The sequence below is a fragment of the Nocardia aurantiaca genome (assembly GCF_009708175.1).
GTDB lineage: Bacteria > Actinomycetota > Actinomycetes > Mycobacteriales > Mycobacteriaceae > Nocardia > Nocardia aurantiaca.
In genome coordinates, this window is record NZ_WMBB01000008.1 from 284,199 (window position 1) to 299,640 (window position 15,442).

The 15,442-nt window shown below is 68.7% G+C and carries 15 protein-coding genes and 1 riboswitch; of the genes, 6 read left to right on the forward strand and 9 right to left on the reverse strand.

Features of this window, described 5'->3' with window-relative positions; all coding sequences use genetic code 11:
* Positions 1-195 precede the first annotated feature (195 nt).
* Positions 196-1,485: an adenylosuccinate synthase gene (locus tag GLP40_RS19025; RefSeq protein ID WP_154789256.1), complete on the forward strand. Its 1,290-nt coding sequence runs from the start codon at positions 196-198 to the stop codon at positions 1,483-1,485.
* A 78-nt stretch (positions 1,486-1,563) separates the two neighbouring features.
* On the opposite strand, the gene GLP40_RS19030 is transcribed toward GLP40_RS19025, so the two are convergent.
* Complete coding sequence (locus tag GLP40_RS19030) at positions 1,564-1,809, reverse strand: hypothetical protein (RefSeq protein WP_154789257.1); 246 nt, start codon at positions 1,807-1,809, stop codon at positions 1,564-1,566.
* Between the two features lie 100 nt (positions 1,810-1,909).
* Positions 1,910-3,400 (reverse strand): MocR-like transcription factor YczR, encoded by a 1,491-nt coding sequence (gene yczR / locus GLP40_RS19035; RefSeq protein ID WP_154789258.1) that lies wholly within the window; start codon positions 3,398-3,400, stop codon positions 1,910-1,912.
* Between the two features lie 62 nt (positions 3,401-3,462).
* Here yczR and GLP40_RS19040 point away from each other — a divergent pair, with 62 nt between their 5' ends.
* Both GLP40_RS19040 and GLP40_RS19045 read left to right on the forward strand, forming a co-directional pair.
* Complete coding sequence (locus GLP40_RS19040) at positions 3,463-3,729, forward strand: hypothetical protein (RefSeq protein WP_154789259.1); 267 nt, start codon at positions 3,463-3,465, stop codon at positions 3,727-3,729.
* A gap of 52 nt (positions 3,730-3,781) precedes the next feature.
* Complete coding sequence (locus GLP40_RS19045) at positions 3,782-4,342, forward strand: methylated-DNA--[protein]-cysteine S-methyltransferase (protein ID WP_154789260.1); 561 nt, start codon at positions 3,782-3,784, stop codon at positions 4,340-4,342.
* A gap of 73 nt (positions 4,343-4,415) precedes the next feature.
* On the opposite strand, the gene GLP40_RS19050 is transcribed toward GLP40_RS19045, so the two are convergent.
* The 4 genes from GLP40_RS19050 to GLP40_RS19065 form a co-directional block, all read right to left on the reverse strand.
* A complete protein-coding gene (locus GLP40_RS19050) occupies positions 4,416-4,742 on the reverse strand; it encodes a hypothetical protein (RefSeq protein WP_154789261.1) in 327 nt (108 codons plus the stop codon).
* Positions 4,743-4,825: 83 nt separating this feature from the next.
* Positions 4,826-5,860, reverse strand: coding sequence for a hypothetical protein (locus GLP40_RS19055; protein WP_154789262.1), 1,035 nt, complete (start codon positions 5,858-5,860; stop codon positions 4,826-4,828).
* A 341-nt stretch (positions 5,861-6,201) separates the two neighbouring features.
* Positions 6,202-8,817, reverse strand: a complete 2,616-nt coding sequence (locus tag GLP40_RS19060) for a helix-turn-helix transcriptional regulator (RefSeq protein WP_154789263.1) — start codon at positions 8,815-8,817, stop codon at positions 6,202-6,204.
* A gap of 64 nt (positions 8,818-8,881) precedes the next feature.
* Entirely contained in the window at positions 8,882-9,703 is an 822-nt protein-coding gene (locus GLP40_RS19065) for an MmyB family transcriptional regulator (protein ID WP_328290366.1), read from the reverse strand.
* 102 nt (positions 9,704-9,805) lie between these two features.
* Between GLP40_RS19065 and GLP40_RS19070 the strand changes: the two genes are divergently transcribed.
* Positions 9,806-10,342, forward strand: a complete 537-nt coding sequence (locus GLP40_RS19070; protein WP_154789264.1) for a YceI family protein — start codon at positions 9,806-9,808, stop codon at positions 10,340-10,342.
* A gap of 80 nt (positions 10,343-10,422) precedes the next feature.
* On the opposite strand, the gene GLP40_RS19075 is transcribed toward GLP40_RS19070, so the two are convergent.
* The 3 genes from GLP40_RS19075 to GLP40_RS19085 all read right to left on the reverse strand — a co-directional run bounded on the left by GLP40_RS19075 (position 10,423) and on the right by GLP40_RS19085 (position 13,976).
* Complete coding sequence (locus GLP40_RS19075; RefSeq protein ID WP_328290367.1) at positions 10,423-11,520, reverse strand: CaiB/BaiF CoA transferase family protein; 1,098 nt, start codon at positions 11,518-11,520, stop codon at positions 10,423-10,425.
* A 109-nt stretch (positions 11,521-11,629) separates the two neighbouring features.
* Positions 11,630-12,502 (reverse strand): amidohydrolase family protein, encoded by an 873-nt coding sequence (locus GLP40_RS19080; RefSeq protein WP_328290368.1) that lies wholly within the window; start codon positions 12,500-12,502, stop codon positions 11,630-11,632.
* Between the two features lie 67 nt (positions 12,503-12,569).
* Positions 12,570-13,976 (reverse strand): FAD-dependent oxidoreductase, encoded by a 1,407-nt coding sequence (locus tag GLP40_RS19085; protein ID WP_154789266.1) that lies wholly within the window; start codon positions 13,974-13,976, stop codon positions 12,570-12,572.
* A gap of 287 nt (positions 13,977-14,263) precedes the next feature.
* Here GLP40_RS19085 and GLP40_RS19090 point away from each other — a divergent pair, with 287 nt between their 5' ends.
* Complete coding sequence (locus tag GLP40_RS19090) at positions 14,264-14,698, forward strand: Rv0361 family membrane protein (protein ID WP_154789267.1); 435 nt, start codon at positions 14,264-14,266, stop codon at positions 14,696-14,698.
* A gap of 167 nt (positions 14,699-14,865) precedes the next feature.
* A riboswitch (SAM riboswitch) is annotated at positions 14,866-14,981 on the forward strand.
* Between the two features lie 14 nt (positions 14,982-14,995).
* Positions 14,996-15,418 carry a rhodanese-like domain-containing protein gene (locus GLP40_RS19095; RefSeq protein WP_328290369.1) on the forward strand — a complete coding sequence of 141 codons (423 nt, stop codon included), beginning with the start codon at positions 14,996-14,998 and terminating at the stop codon, positions 15,416-15,418.
* Positions 15,419-15,442 lie beyond the last annotated feature (24 nt).

Consider the following 15,442-nt stretch of genomic DNA (forward strand, 5'->3'; position numbering starts at 1 on the left):
GGAGTCGTTCGCTCCACCGCTGCAAGCGCGGGGCCGCGGAGCGCAGTCCAGAATCGAGCCGGGCCGCGAACTGCGGGTATGCCGCCCCGTGGGCTCATGGGACATCCCGTAAAGTGTGCCTACGGCCACCGCCTTCTGACGGCGGGTAGCTGCAGCACCGGGGTGCTGCGCGTCGAACCCGTAGGAGACACTCACATGCCGGCAATCGTGCTGATCGGCGCCCAGTGGGGCGACGAGGGCAAGGGCAAAGCGACCGATCTGCTCGGTGACCGCGTCCAGTGGGTAGTTCGATACCAGGGCGGCAACAACGCGGGTCACACCGTGGTGCTGCCGAACGGTGAGAGCTTCGCGCTGCATCTGATCCCGTCCGGCATTCTCACCCCCGATGTGACCAACGTCATCGGCAATGGCGTGGTGGTGGATCCGGGCGTACTGCTGGCCGAACTCGCCGGTCTGGAAGAGCGCGGTGTGGACACCTCCCGCCTGCTGCTCTCGGCCGACGCGCACCTGATCATGCCGTACCACGTGGCCATCGACAAGGTCACCGAACGCTTCCTGGGCAACAAGAAGATCGGCACCACCGGCCGCGGCATCGGCCCCTGCTACCAGGACAAGGTCGCCCGTGTCGGCGTGCGCGTGGCCGACGTGCTGGATGAGAAGATCCTCACCCAGAAGGTCGAGGCCGCACTGGAATTCAAGAACCAGGTGCTGGTGAAGATCTACAACCGCCGCGCGCTGGACCCGCAGCAGGTGGTGGACGAGGTGCTCGAGAAGGCCGAGGGCTTCAGACACCGCATCGCCGACACCCGGCTGCTGCTCAACCAGGCGCTGGAGCGCGACGAGATCGTGCTGCTGGAGGGTTCGCAGGGCACCTTGCTCGACGTCGACCACGGCACCTACCCGTACGTCACCTCCTCCAACCCCACCGCGGGCGGTGCCGCGGTGGGCGCGGGCGTCGGCCCCAACAAGATCACCACGGTGCTCGGCATCCTGAAGGCGTACACCACCCGTGTCGGCTCTGGCCCATTCCCGACCGAGCTCTTCGACGAGTCCGGCGCTTACCTGGCCAAGACCGGCGGCGAGGTCGGCGTCACCACCGGACGCGCCCGCCGCACCGGCTGGTTCGACGCCGTGATCGCCCGCTACGCCACGCGCGTCAACGGCATCACCGACTACTTCCTCACCAAGCTCGACGTGCTCTCCAGCCTGGAGACCGTCCCGATCTGCGTCGCCTACGAGATCGACGGCGAGCGCGTCGAGCAGATGCCCACCACCCAGACCGAATTCCACCACGCCAAGCCCATCTTCGAGGAGATGCCCGGCTGGTGGGAGGACATCTCCGGAGCCCGCGCCTTCGAAGACCTCCCCGCCAACGCCCAGGCCTACGTCAAGCGCCTGGAAGAGCTCTCCGGCGCCCGCGTCTCCTGCATCGGCGTCGGCCCCGGCCGCGACCAGACCATCGTCCGCCACGACATCCTCGGCTGAGCCGAAGCCACGGGACCGCAAGGCATTTCGCCCCTGTCGTGAGGAATCGCGGTGGGGGCGAACGTTTTCGAGCGCGTCTCAGCTGCTCTTGTCCGGTCGGCGCCGGTCGAAGCTCACCTCGGCGGCCGGTACGAGTTCGGCTATCCGCTGGGTCAGGTTCGATTCGAATTCCGGCCGCCACAGGTAGAACTGGCTGAGAATCACCGGGTACGGCGAATCCGCGGGGATGAGCGAGCCGTTGTCGGAGCCGCCAGGGGAGACGGTCACCTCGTATTGCGGCCTCTCACGGGTCAGCAGTTCGGCCGGCGTGGCACTGACCGCCACGCGCTGCGCTTCTCGGGCAAGGCGGCCGATTGTGAACGCGACATCCATCACTGACGCGGCGCACGGTACCGCCGGGTCGTGACAGCCGCGCCCAGTAGGTTCAGTAGGTGATGAGGGGGGCCAGTGGATCCGCGGCGTGGGGGGTGAGAGCGGCGTAGGCGGCCGCGATGGACTTCACGGCGATGCGAATGTCCGGCTCCTCGTGGGTGAAGGGGAGACGGATGAAGCGCTCGAAGGCGCCCTGGACGCCGAAACGTGGTCCGGCGGCGAGTAATACGCCGTGGTTGGGCGCCGTGGCGGCCAGGGCGGTGGAGACCGGGGCGGGAAGTTGGGCCCAGAGGGACATGCCGCCGGTGCCAGCGGTGATGCGCCAGTCGGGAAGTTCCTCGGCGAGGGTCTCCAGGAGGATGGCACGGCGGGAGCGGAGTTGCGTCCTTCGGGTGGTGAGGATTTCGTTCGCGTTGCGGAGAAGGTGGACGGTGGCCAGCTGGTCCATGACGGGGGTGCCGAGGTCGACGGTGGAGCGGGTGCCCAGGAGTTTGGTGATGAGTGCCTGGTTGGCGCGGACCCAGCCGACGCGCAGGCCGCCCCAGAAGGACTTGGAGGCCGAGCCGATGGTGACGATCTCCGAATTGCGCGCGAAAGCGGCCACGGGGGGCGGGGATTCGAGGTCCGCGAGGTTCAAGTCGACCATCGATTCGTCCACGATCACCGTCATGCGGGTCTCGCGGGCGATGGCGGCCAGCTCCGCGCGGCCCTCGGCGTCTAGTAGGAGACCGGTCGGATTGTTGAAGTCCGGGATCAGATAGGCGACGCTGGCCGCGGTCTGCCGTGCGGCACTGCGGATTCCGTCCAGATCCCAGCCGTCGGGGCGCATGGGCACCGGCACCGGGCGCGCGCCCACATCGCGAATCGCCTCGATGGCGTTCGGATAAGTCGGGTGCTCGATCAGTACCCGCTCGGCCGGGGTGGTCAGCACATTCAGCAGCAGTCGTAGGCCGTGCTGCGCACCCAGGGTGATGAGGATCTGGTCCGGCTCGGTGGGTAGCCCGCGCTCGGCGTAGCGCCGGGCCAGCGCCTCGCGCAGCATGAGCACGCCGACCGGGTCCATGCCGTGCGTACCGAGATAGGTTGGAAGCCCTTGCAGTGCAAAGGAGTACGCCTCGGTCATCTGCGGCGGGGCGGCCATGGCGGCGTAGGTCATATCGATGGTCGGCAGTTCCGGCTGCGCCATCATGGCCAGAATGCTGCGGGCCGGTTTCGCGCCATCGTGCACGACGGTCGGCGGGAGCGCCACCGTGCTGCGCGAGCCCTGGCGGCTGATCAGGTAACCGTGCTCGCGCAGCAGCGAATACGCGGAGGTGACGGTGGTCCGGCTGACCGCGAGGCTGGTGGCCAGGTCCCGTTCGCTGGGCAGAGCCACGCCGAGGGGTGCGCGACCGTCATGAATGAGCAGGCGGATGCTTTCCGCCAGTGCCACGTACGCGGGTCGTGCGGACCGCTTCCCGTTGTCGATGGTGGCACCTTCGTCGTTCCGCCACCGGCCCAGGTCGCGCGTCAGGCTGGCCGCGCCGATCACTCGTGTCGCCATACAGGCCAGTATCGGGGCACTGGATATTTTCTTCAAGTACGCAGCGAGGCCACCATGGGGTCATGGTCGCTCTGCTGGTCTCCATCGTGATCGTCGCCGCTTTCGCCGTTCTCGTATACCGGTGCGCGCCCAAGCCCGGCGAACGTTGGGGCGTGCTGCTGGAGCGCTACCGTCCCCATGCCCCGATGTCGGACTGGTCGGTTGCCGAATATGAAGCGTCCCGGCAGTATTCGGACCTGGCCGCCATCGCCTCGCTCCGCCCCGATGCTGGATCGGCCGTGGCGGCCCTATCTGCGATTCCGTGCCGTGAAGAAACAGTCCAGTTCTAGCCAACTGGACTTGGATCGAAATCTTGTCGGTGCCACCGTGCACACTGGCCTCATGTCCGCCCCGGCCCGACCCCTGGCGTCCGCGGCGCTCTTCGACACGGCGATCGGTGTCTGCGCCATCGCCTGGAGCGCCACCGGTGTCCTGCGCTTCGCCCTCCCCGACCGCGACCCGGCGGCCACCCGCTCCCACATCCTGCGCCGTCACCGTCTCGCCGACATTCACGAGGCCGAGCCCGGCGCCGACATGGCCGCGGCCATCGACCTGGTTCGCGCCCACCTGACCGGGGATCTGGATGATCTGCGCTGGATCCCTTTGGACACCAGCGCCTTCAACGAATTCGACCGCGCCGTCTACGAGGTGACCCGGGCCATCGACCCGGGCCACACCCTCAACTACGGCGCGGTCGCCAACCGCATCGGCGCACCAGGCGGAGCCCAGGCCGTCGGACAATCCCTGGGCCGCAACCCGATTCCGCTGATCATCCCCTGCCACCGGGTGCTGGCCGCCGACCATGCCCTGCATGGCTTCTCGGCCCCCGGCGGCCTCACCACCAAACAGCGTCTGCTCGAAATCGAGCGCACCCCCGGCTTCGGCGAACCGACGCTGTTCTGACTGGTTCCCGCATACGTGAAAGGTGTTCGCATCAGGGGAATCGTGCGAACGCCGACTGCCGACGGCCCGCTCGCTAGGAGCCGGCCTTGACGATCGGTCCCCAGTGGATGAACGGCGCCGCACTGCCCTCGCAGAACACCCAGACATCGGCGCCGGGTGTGAAGTGCAGGTAGAGGGGGCGATCTGCGGCGAGACCCGACAGCGGGTCCGACGTGGCGAACGGCGCTCGGAGGCTCCAGCCGCCACAATTCCACAACTCGCCGGGAGCGGGATCCAACCGAATCACGCCACCCGGTTCCGGGGTCGCGACCGGGACGGTCGCCGACGCCGTCCGGGCACTCATCACGCCGACAGCGACGACAGCTCCGGCCATGGCGATGGTGCGCAGTGCTTTTCTCATGAGGTTCCTCGTATCTTCGTGATTCGTCGACAGGTACGGACCAAGGGCGAGGCCGAACGCGTTTCCGCTACGCCCCGAGCAAGTCAGAGCGCGCCGCCCAGGAAGCCGCCGATCGCCGCACCGGCCACCCCGCCCGCTACTCCACCCGCGAGGGCGGCCGGAACACCGAGCGCGGCGGCTCCGGCCACGGCGCCGGCCCCGGCGCCGATGAGCGTGCCGCCGATTCCGCCGCCGACCATGTCGATCGGCGCGAGCGAGCCGATCGCGACGCCGCCGACAGCGCCGATCGTCACGCCCGTGACAGCGCCGATCCCGGCGCCGATGAGCATGCCGCCGGCCCCGCCGAGTGCGGCCATCGGTACGCCCGCGAGACCGGCTCCGATGCCCGCGCCGATCGCGGCGCCGCCCAGCGTCCCCGCCGCGATCTTGTCGGAGCGGCTCGGGTTCACCCCGATGGAGTCGAGGCCGGTGGCCAGGCCCGCCTCGGTGTCGGCGGCCACGCCGTTGACGGCGTCGAGAACGCTGTCGGGCAGCTGATCCGGGGCCGGGGTGGAAAAGTCCCCGATGCGGACCGTGCGCGGCGGCGGGGCGATCGGGAGGACCGGGTCCACCGCGGTCGGGGCGTGCAGGGTCTGGAAGTTCACCGCCGGGGCCGCTTCGTGATCGGGGACCGGGCGGAAGTCGGCCGGGATCGGGTAATCGGCCCGTGGCTGCGACTGCGGTTGCGGCAGTGGGTGATTCGGTGTGGTGACACCGGGCTGCGCCGACCTCGGGCGCGAGCCGGGACGGTCCTGGTCACCGGACGGCAGGGCCACACCGGGCTGGGCGGAGTTGAGGCGCGGCCCGGGAAGGACGCCACCGGAGGCGGTGGCACCGGTATCGGAGTCGCCCTGGTGCGCCGCTCCGGGCTGCGGATTTCCCACCGGTGTATCGGTAGTGTTCGGCGTCTGCGCGCCGCCGGGCTGCGGCGCCGCCGACCGGTTCGGGCCGGCCTGGGCCGCCCCGGCCGGCTGGTCATTCGTATTCGAGCAGGCCAGGGCCAGCGCCAATGGAATGGCGCCCACGACGATCGCCCGCCGAGCCAGGTTGCTCTCCACTTCACGATGTCGACGACGCACGCCGAAACACCCGCCTTCCGAACATATTTCGCTTCATCGGTCCGGGGACCGTCCATCGATGCCGGTAATTCGCACCCATACCCGGCGGAGCGTTGCCGCGATTCCGGTGCTGAAGCGTCTCCGCATGTCAGAGCACTGAATTGGGGGTGCGAAGTTCGCGCCCCGACTCACCGCGCGGCGCGCCCCAGGTGTGACTCTCGACGGGTTCACACTGCGCGGGAGGTTGACCGAATGAGAGTTGCTCGCCCGAGTTCTTCCCAGTTGTTCGAGTGGACTGCCCGTGCGCGAAAAGACGCATCGCGCATTGTGGGGCCGTCGCGGTATACCGAATGTCGATCGAATCAGTCGTCTGATTCGCTCGATGGTGTCCCACCGCGCGTCAAATCCGCCAGCGCCTCGCGATCGGTGACATCGAGCTTGATGCACGCCCGATACAGGTGCCCCTCCACGGTGCGCACCGATACGGTCAGCCGATCGGCGATCTGCCGGTTGGACAATCCGGCCGCCACCAGATTCGCGATCTCGCGTTCCCGCGCGGTGAGCGGCAGTGGCTGCGCGGATCGCCGCAGCGCCGGGGTCGACGCCCCACCGCAGGCGGCCGCCATCCGATTGGCGGTGGCCGCGGATTCCAGCAGGCGCCGCCGGTCGCCCGCCCGTTCGTGCGCGGAAGCCGCCTGCGCGGCCGCGTCCGCCGCCGACAGCAGCGCCCCGATCGCCTCGAATTCCGCTGCGGCGGCATCCAATCCGGGTCCGTCGTGTGCCGCGACCGCCACCGCGTGCCGGGCCTGCACCTGCACCAGCCGTCCGTCGATACGGGCCGCCAGATCCGCCAGCCGGTCCGCGACGGAGTGATCGCCGAAGCGCGCCGCGGTGTGCAACGCCATGGCCTCCACGGCGTGCTGGTGGGAGCGCGCGGCCAGATCTGCGGCGCCGATGGCGAGCCGGATGGCGGGCGTCGCGGTGCCCTCGGCCGCGGCCTGCATGGCGCGCGCCAACTCCAGCATCGCCTCGTAGACGGCGCTGTGCCGGCCGCCCCGGAAGGTCGCGGCCGCAATCGCTTCCGCGGCCTCGGTGGGCCGCCCGAGCGCCGAGTACGCCTCCGCCAGACGCAATTGCGCGGGGAACATCCAGGCCGCCGCGCCCTCGGTGGTAAGCGCCGCCAGCGCCTGCTCCAGATTGTCGATGCCCTGCGGGAATTGGCCCTGCGCCACATCCACGGTGCCCTGCAGGATCTTGGCCATGCCCCAGGCCAGATATTGGCCGGGAGAGTGGAACGGGTAGGGCGTATTGGCGCAGCGCCGCGCGGCCTCCAGCTCGCCGGTGAAGGTGAGCGCCAGGACTTCCGCGTGCGTGAACATGAACCGGTTCAGCCCGTCGATGTGCGGCTCCACGGTGTGCCCGCGCGCCGCGTATTGTCGGGCCGCTTCACCGCGCCCCATGAGCGCCAGTGCGAGCCCGCCGCCGAACGCGGCCCAGTACACCGCCCACGGCGGCGCGTCCGGGGCGCAGATGACCGGTTCGGCGAGGGCGAGCGCCTCCTCGATCCGGTTCTCGTTGACCGCGCACGCCGACGCCAGACCATTCAGTGCCGCGACGATCTTCGGATGCGTGACCCGGCTGCGCACCGACTCCAGCACCGCGTCGGCGCGGTCGGCGTCGCCCATGGACCACAGCAGGTTCGCCACCCGGGTGCTGCCCCAGCGCGCCAGCTGCACCTCGTTCATCCGGTCCGGATCGAAGGCGGCCAGCGTGCGCTCGGCCTCGATCCGATGGCCCTGCCACAGCAACGCGCGGGCCAGCAGATCCGCGGCCTCAACGCCGCCCTGCCGTTCCACCGCCGCGCGCGCGAAGCGTTCTCCCAGCGGCAGATTCGCCAAGGTGATGGCGTCCGCGGCCGCCGCCTCGAACAGCTCCAGATCCGCGGATTTGTCACTGTCCAAGGCCAATTCGGCCAATCGGATGCGCTCTGACGCGGAGTGGATGGGCCGGTCCCGGAGCGAGGAATACAGCTGCCCGCGCAGCCGCCGCGCCGACGCGATACCCAGCCGCCGCCGGATCACCTCGCCGAACAGCGGATGGTTGTAGCGCACCAGCAGCTGATGGTTGTTCTCGACAATCCTGATGAGACTCCGTGATTCGGCGGACTCCACCGCCTCCTCACCCGCGAGTTCGGCGAGCACGTCCAGATCGATGGGTTCGCAGAAGGTGAGCAGCTCCAGCACCCGCAGCACCGACTCGGGCAGCTGCTCCACCCGATCCTCGAGCAGCGCGGCCAATTCCGAGGTGACCGCGGCGCGCCCGCGCAATTGCCACACCCCGCTGACCTGCCGCAGGCTCCCCGCCTCCAGTGCGCCCTCGACCAGGTGTCGTAGGAAAAGCGCGTTACCGCCGGAGGATTCCCACATCAGGTTCGCGGTGAAGCCCTCCAGCTGCCCGCCCAGCATCGATTCCACCAGTTCCACGCTCTGCCGCTGCGTGAACGGTTTCAGGTCGATGCGCAGCAGGTGCCCGTCCTTCCATAGCGAGGTCACCGCGTCCGGCGCCGGCACCCCGCTGCGCACGGTGCATACGATGTGCGCGGCCTTGTCGATGGCCAGCTGCAGCAGGAGGGTGGCCGAGAGCTGATCCAGCAGATGCGCGTCGTCGACGCCGATGACGGTGTGCCCGTCGGCGAGCAGCGCCTCGCGCGCGGCCGCCATGAAGGTCACCGGATCGTGGACGGTGTACACCCCCACCATGTGCGCGAAGACCCCGAGTGGAATGCTGCGCGCCGACTCGGTCCCCGCGACCCAGCGAATATTGCCGCCGACCGCGGCCGTGGCCAACCGCGCCAGCGTGGTCTTGCCGACCCCCGCGTCGCCGGTGAGCACCGCCCCGACCAACTGGTCGCCGGTGAGTGTCGACCTGATCGATTCGAATTCGTTCTTCCGCTCGACAATCGGCCAATTCCGAGCCATGGCACAACTGTAGTGCGCCCGACCGGCCCGAACGGCGGGAACGAAAGCCCCAGAACCTGCGGTTTTATTCGTTGACCAGCCGCAACCCGGGTGTGCGGGCCCGGCGGCGGTCGACCAGCCAGACCATGACGGTCTGGTCGGCGGCCGGATCCAGGGTCTCCACCTCGACCTCCACGGCGCCGCGCAGCGGGTGCTGAATCTTCAGCACGAGGGAGCGGAAATCGGTGAGCCGGTGCTCGCGCCAGCGCCGCTCGAACTCCGGGTAGCGATTCAGACTGGTGATGGTGGCTTCGACCGACCGGTCGTCCGGGAAGCGGGTCTGGGCCGCGCGGAGGGCGGAGGTGGCCATATCGGCGACGTCCGGCCAGTTCAGGAAGGTTTTCCGGGCGGCCGGGTGGGCGAAGACGTAGATCGCGAAGTTGCCGTGCGCCTCCGCCTCGAACATGCCGAGCGGTTCGGCGAAATCGTGGAAGGAGGGGTTTCCGGCCAGCAGGTTCAGCCAGCGGCCGAGCACGAAGGCGGGTGTCGGCTGCAGGGCGTCGATGACCGCCTGAATGGTCTCCGAGACCTGTTCCCGGGCCTGCCCGGAGGAGGGGCAGGGGGCCTTCTGTTCCAGGCCCAGGGCCAGCTTGCCGAAGTGGTGCTTCTCGATCTCGTTGAGCCGCAAGGCATCCGCGAGGGCGGCCAGTACGGCGGTGGAGGGGTTGGTGTCGCGTCCCTGTTCCAGCCGGGCCAGGTAGTCTGCGCTGACACCGGCGAGCGCGGCTACCTCCTCGCGCCTCAGGCCGGGTGTGCGCCGCCGGCGGCCGGCGGGCAGACCGACGTCCTCGGGCTGGAGCTGGGCGCGTCGGGCGATCAGGAACTCGGCGAATTCGGAACGGGACACCCTTCCATACTGCCTGGTCCTGGTTCCGCTATCCGCGCCCTGGCAGTCCCCGGATAACCACGGCCTGGCTAACCGGACTGGAGTCCACTTATTGTCATCGGCATGACGACTTCCGAGCAGACCACCCTCGCCCCCGGCTCCTGGACCCTGGACGCCGCCCACTCCTCGGTCAACTTCACCGTGAAGCACCTGGGCATCTCCAAGGTCCGCGGCCGCTTCAACCGCTTCGAAACCGGCTTCGTGGTAGACGAGTCCGGCCGGGCCGCCATCGAGGCCACCATCTACTTCGACTCCTTCGACACCGGCAACGAGATGCGCGACGGCCACGTCCGCAGCGCGGACATCCTCGATGTCGCCAACCGCCCGCACCTGACCTTCCGCGTCCCCGAGCCGGTCACCCTGGCCGAGGAGTTCGAGGTCACCGGCGAGGCCACCATCGGCGGCATCACCAAGCCCGTCACCCTCGACGTCGAGTGGGGCGGCGTCCAGGTCTTCCCGCAGGACAACAAGGAGCACGCCGGCTTCACCGCCTCCGGCACCATCAAGCGCAGCGACTTCGGCGTCGCCCCCGGCATGCCGAACGCCATGCTGAGCGACAAGATCGCCATCGAGCTCGACATCCAGCTCGTCGCCCCGTAATTTCGGGCCTCGCCACCGCATCGGAAAAGTCAACGCCCCCTGTGGAATTCCACAGGGGGCGTTCAGCTGTGCGGGAAAGGTCAGTCGGCCCAGACGGTGTCGATCGGGGTGCCCGCGTTCGGCGGCGGAGTCGGGACGCCCGACGGCGTGCGCGAGAAGCGCGGGGCCGGGGCGTGCTGCACGACGCCGTCGATGTCGATCAGGCCGGTGCGGGCCTGGATGTGCGGGTTCTGTTCGGCCTCGGTGAAGGTGAGGACCGGTGTGGTGCAGGCGTCGGTGTTCTCGAAGATCGCCCACCACTCGTCGCGGGTCTTGGTCTTGAACTTGTCGGCGAACAGCTTGCGCAGTTGGTCCTGCCCGGCCGGGTCGAGCTGGTTGGGCAGGCCCTCCGGCGAGATCTCCAGGCCCCGCAGCAGTTCCGCGTAGAACTGCGGCTCGATGCAGCCGACGGCCATGTACTTGCCGTCGGAGGTCTCATAGGTGTCGTAGAACGCCATGCCGGTGTCGAGCAGGTTGGTGCCGCGCTCATCGGACCACAGGCCCATGCCCTTCATGCCCCAGATCATGTGCGAGAGCGCCAGCGCGCCGTCGATCATCGCGGAGTCGATGACCTGGCCCTTGCCGGAGTTCTGCCGTTCCACCAGCGCGGCCAGGATGCCGAAGACCAGGAACATGGAGCCGCCGCCGAAGTCGCCGACCATGTTCAGCGGGGGCACCGGGCGTTCGCCCTTGCGGCCGATGGCATTCAGCACACCGGTGAGCGAGATGTAGTTGATGTCGTGCCCGGCGCGGTCGGCCAGCGGGCCGTACTGGCCCCAGCCGGTCATGCGGCCGTAGACCAGGCGGGGATTGCGCTCCAGCGCGACGTCTGGGCCCAGGCCCATGCGTTCGGTGACGCCCGGACGGAACCCCTCGATGAGCACGTCGGCCTTCTCGATCAGCCCGAGCACCTTCTCGATGTCGGCCGGGTCCTTCAGATTGGCCTCGACGATGGTGCGGCCGCGCCACTGCGGGCGCTCCATGAAGCCGGGGAACTGGCCGGGCCGCTGTACTCGCACCACGTCCGCGCCGAGGTCGGCGAGCAGCAGTGCCGCGTGCGGACCGGGGCCGATGCCGGCCAGTTCAACAACCCGGATGCCCGCGAGCGGGCCCTGCTTGTCGGTGGATGGAGTGCTCACGCCCTACCTCGGTTCGTCGTCGAATCACCTGTGCACCGGCCCACGAGCCGGTGTTGACGGTATGACAATAACTCGAATCCGCCCGAGCCCCGAGCGGGCGCCCGATGATCTAGCGATCGATGATCGGCAGCGGCAGGGTGTCCGGCGGAGGGGCCCCCGGGAGTTCCGATCGCGGCAGGCGCAGGGTGGGCGGTTCGCCGGCGGCCATGCGCATGGTCGGGTTCGGATCCTCGAAGAGGCGATCCTTGGCCGGCAGGCCGTAGAAGGCGCGGGCGTTGTCGTCGAGGACCTTGTGCAGGTCGGGGCCCAGCGCGTCGGCGAGCAGTGAGATGTCGGCGTCGCGGAACGGCCGCCCGGCGCGGGTACCGGGCAGGTCGCTGCCGAACATCAGGGCTTCGGGGTTGACGGTGTGGATCTTGCGCAGGGCCGCACCCACATTCATCGTCACCCGGCCGAAGCCCGAGGCCTTCACCTTGGCGCCGCGATCGACCAGGTTGAGCAGATAGGGGAGGCATTCATCGGACATGCCCAGGTGGTCGATGGACAGCTTGGGCAGCTTGGTGATGACCGGTTCCAGCGAGCCCAGCATGGATCCGTCGATGTACAGCTCGACATGCCAACCGGCCAGTTCGTAGGCCCGCAGCGCCAGCATGGTGAGCCCGACGATGTCTCCGCCCGCGCGCTTGAGGTTGAACCGGATGGCCCGCACCCCGGCCCGGTTCAGCTCGATGATCTCGGCATCGGTGGCGTCCACGTGCAGGTTGGTGACGCCCACCCAGCCCTCGCCGAGTTCGGCGAGGGCCGCCAGCAGATAGCTCTGATCGGTGCCTTGGAACGACCCGCTGACCACGGCGCCGCCGTCGATGTCGAAGCGGGACATCCGCTTGCGATAGTCGGCGATGGTGTAAGGGTCGGGCAGGTAGCCCTCGTTCTCGACCAGCGGGAACCGCGGATCGAAGATGTGGAGATGGGCATCGAACACGTGATCAGCATGCCTCAGAACGGTGACATGTGTGGACAACCTTGTCCGACAGGCGGATTCGCGCTGGTCAGGACACCTTGTCCGGTTCGGACGCGGCGAGCATCTCGTCGCGCTCGACGACCTTGACCCGCTCGCGGCCCTGCGGCTCGCCCAGTGCGCGCTCATGCGCGTCGAGGCGGTACCAGCCGGCCCAGGTGGTGAACGGGATGCCCTTGCCCTCGAGGAAATCGGTGACGGCGTCGGGCTCCGGCTGCGCGGCCGGGGTGAAGTTCACGGCGTCGTCGAGCAGGCAGGCGATGGTCTCGTTGGCGTCGCCCTTGGTGTGGCCGATGAGGCCGACCGGGCCGCGCTTGATCCATCCTGTCACGTAGGTAGCTGGCATGTAGCGGGCCGCGCCGTCGGCACCCTCGTCGATGAGTACGCGCCCGGCCTCGTTGGGCACGGTGCCGGCCTGATCGTCGAAGGGCAGCAGCGGGATGTTCTGCGACAGGTAACCGACCGCGCGGTACACGGCCTGGATGTCCCAGACTTTGTATTCGCCGGTGCCCTTGCAGTTTCCGGTGCCGTCGAGCTGGGTGCGCTCGGTGCGCAGGCCCACGACCTTGCCGTCCTCGCCGAGGATTTCGGTCGGGTTCTCGAAGAAGTGCAGGAACAGCTTGTGCGGGCGGTCACCGACATCGCGAATGGCCCACTGCTCCAACGTATTGCAGATCATGTCGACCTGCTTGGAGTGGCGGCGCGCGGCCTCGGAGCCCTCGTCGTAGTCGATGTCCTCGGGATCGACGATGACCTCGATGGTCGGCGAGTGGTCGAGTTCGCGCAGCTCGAGCGGGGTGAACTTGGCCTGGGCTGGACCGCGGCGGCCGAACACGTGCACCTCGAGCGCCTTGTTGGCCTGCAGGCCCTCGTAGACGTTGGGCGGAATCTCGGTGGGCAGCAGTTCATCGCCGGTCTTGGCGAGCACGCGCGCCACGTCGAGGGCGACATTGCCGACGCCGAGCACGGCGACCTTCTCGGCCTCCAGCGGCCAGGTGCGCGGCACGTCGGGGTGGCCGTCATACCACGACACGAAGTCGGCGGCGCCGTAGGAGCCGTCCAGGTCGATGCCCGGAACCTCCAGCGCGCGATCGGCATTGGCGCCGGTGGAGAAGATGACGGCGTCGTAGAACTGGCGCAGGTCGTCGAGGGTGATGTCGACTCCGTAGTCGATATTGCCGAGCAGGCGGACCTGCGGCTTGTCGAGCACCTTGTGCAGCGCGGTGATGATGCCCTTGATGCGCGGGTGGTCGGGGGCGACGCCGTAGCGGATGAGGCCGAACGGCGCCGGCATGCGCTCGTAGAGGTCGATGCTCACCCCGTCGAAACCGGCGGGGGCGTCGGACTTCATCAAGGCATCGGCGGCGTAGATGCCGGCCGGGCCTGCGCCCACGATCGCAATGCGTAGCGGGCGGGTCGCTGCACTCTGTTCGGTCATTCTTCCGCGCACCCTTTGGGTCGAAACTAACTTGTCGTCAAAACTCAGCCGTCGTTCTTAGCTTAGGCTAAGTTGACGCCCTGGCTTCGGTGACCGTCATTGGCCCCCGACGCTGCAGCGTTGCTGCGTAGTCTTGCAATTCCCGCGCCTGGGGCGGAAATTCTGCTGATTCTATCGATGGTCCGCGGGCCGCCTCGCGCGCAGGGCCGTGAACTGTGGGAATGCCGGGGCCGAACGTGTGGGAATGCCGTGGCCGGCGAGCGGCGGCGACCAGGCATGATCTACTCATGAGCGATGTCGAGGAGACCCCGGTCCGGATCGACCAGGACGAGACCCGGAGCATGTGGCCGTTCCTGGTGGCGGCCGGTGTGATCGCGGTCGTCATCCTGGGCATCGTGATCGCGGCGCTGGTCTCGCCGGTTGAGAAGAATGTCACAGATTCCGATCGCCTGTCGGTGGCGGCGGTCAATTTCATCAAGTCCCGCAGCGACGCCGGCAAGAACGATCCGGCCCTGACCTGCCAGGGATTCGACGAGAACGCCTCGCCGCTGAAGATCGCGGCCGCGACCGGGCGGAGCGTCACCTTCGACCGGCTGGCCGATCCGGCGGTCGACGGCGACAAGGCCACCGCGCAGGTCACCGTCACGGTCTCCGGGGCGCAGTCGACCTCGACCTGGCACTTCAGCCGCGAGAATTCCCGCTGGGTGGTCTGTAGTGCCTGATCTGTCCTCCGTTTCGCTCGGGGCGTGTCCGCGGCGCTGGAGGTCTCGATCCCTTCGAGGCGCGGGTCTGCGGAGCCGTCCGCTCCGTCGCTGCGAGCGCCGCGAAGCTGTGTGTGGTCGGCAGGAACGTTTGACAGCGGGCAGGTGGTTTCGGCAGTCTCATCCCAGGTCATGAGTACCAGCGCCAAGCCCCGGCTGGCTGGTCGGCAACCCTCCTCCGCGGTGGGGTGCTCCGGGTGACGACCTGGCCTCGCATCGAACAGCGGTGCGGCAAGTGCGGATTCACAGGAGGTACAAGTGAGCTATGCGGGTGACATCACGCCGAAGCAGGCGTGGGAGTTGTTGCGGGACAATCCCGATGCGGTGCTGGTGGATGTCCGCACCGAGGCCGAGTGGCGGTTCGTCGGCGTGCCCGACACCAGCGGCGTCGGCCGGCAGACGGCGCTGATCGAGTGGGTCGACGTCAACGGCACGCCGAATGCCCGCTTCACCGACCAGCTGAAGCAGGCCCTGGCCGACCGAAATCCCGACTCCGAAGCACCGGTCCTGTTCATCTGCCGCTCCGGGCAGCGCTCCATCGGCGCGGCCACCGCCGCCACCACCCTCGGCATCACCCCGTCCTTCAATGTGGTCGACGGCTTCGAGGGCGCGCTCGACGGCCAGGGCCATCGCGGCAGCACCGGCTGGCGCGCCGCCGGCCTGCCGTGGCGTCAGTCATGAGTTTCGTGTCCGGCCAGATCCCTG